Source organism: Streptomyces sp. P17, assembly GCF_032436805.1.
In the GTDB taxonomy this organism is placed as follows: Bacteria; Actinomycetota; Actinomycetes; order Streptomycetales; family Streptomycetaceae; genus Streptomyces.
Map to the genome: position 1 here is coordinate 1 of NZ_JAVRBF010001104.1, position 257 is coordinate 257.

Genomic DNA, 257 nt, shown 5'->3' on the forward strand with positions numbered 1-257 from the left:
GGGGGTAGTAGATCAGCGGCTTGTCATAGACCGGCAGCAACTGCTTTGACGTCGCAAGCGTCAGCGGATGCAGCCGCGTCCCGCGGCCCCCGGCCAGAATGATTCCCTTGCGATTCATGCATCCATGCTCTTGGGTCGCCGGCCGGATGGCGGCCGTGCTGGTCTCGTTAGCATGCGGCCGGGCATAAACAAATGGGATTCCCAGCACAAATCCAGCACTTGCAATGGGTTAACGCGGTTGCCGGCCAAGCCTTGCC

1 protein-coding gene is annotated in these 257 nt (G+C 61.5%); it reads right to left on the bottom strand.

What is annotated here, in order from left to right:
- Nucleotides 1–118: sugar phosphate nucleotidyltransferase (locus tag RMT89_RS44085; RefSeq protein WP_315889379.1), on the bottom strand; the 118-nt coding region annotated here is incomplete at its 3' end.
- Between the last annotated feature and the right edge of the window lie 139 nt (nucleotides 119–257).